The sequence below is a fragment of the Candidatus Kosakonia sp. 282A-S69 genome (assembly GCF_029433855.1).
GTDB lineage: Bacteria > Pseudomonadota > Gammaproteobacteria > Enterobacterales > Enterobacteriaceae > Kosakonia > Kosakonia cowanii_A.
Genome location: NZ_JAROAU010000005.1, coordinates 258,492 through 258,745 on the forward strand (window position 1 = coordinate 258,492; position 254 = coordinate 258,745).

The following is a 254-nucleotide window of genomic DNA, read 5'->3' on the forward strand; positions in this document are numbered from 1 at the left end:
GTGCGCGATCTCCTCCCGCAAGAGATGGCGATAACGCTGACGCAACCGGTAGGACGCCTGCCTTACTGCGCTCTCGTTCATGCCGAGTTCGCGGGCGGTCTCTGCCGGTGAAGGGCGATCCGGTTCGTCTGTGAGCGATTTCTGTAACCGGTCGAACAACCCGATATTCCCAGCTGCGCGATACTCATTTCCCAGCCGTGCCAGCACTTGATCAAGCACACTCAGCGCCCAACGGCGCTCGTAGATTTGATCCG

Annotated in this window: 1 protein-coding gene; it reads right to left on the bottom strand. The window is 59.8% G+C overall.

Features of this window, described 5'->3' with window-relative positions; translation table 11 throughout:
• Positions 1-254: hypothetical protein (locus tag PU683_RS22320; protein WP_277174683.1), on the bottom strand; the 254-nt coding region annotated here is incomplete at both ends.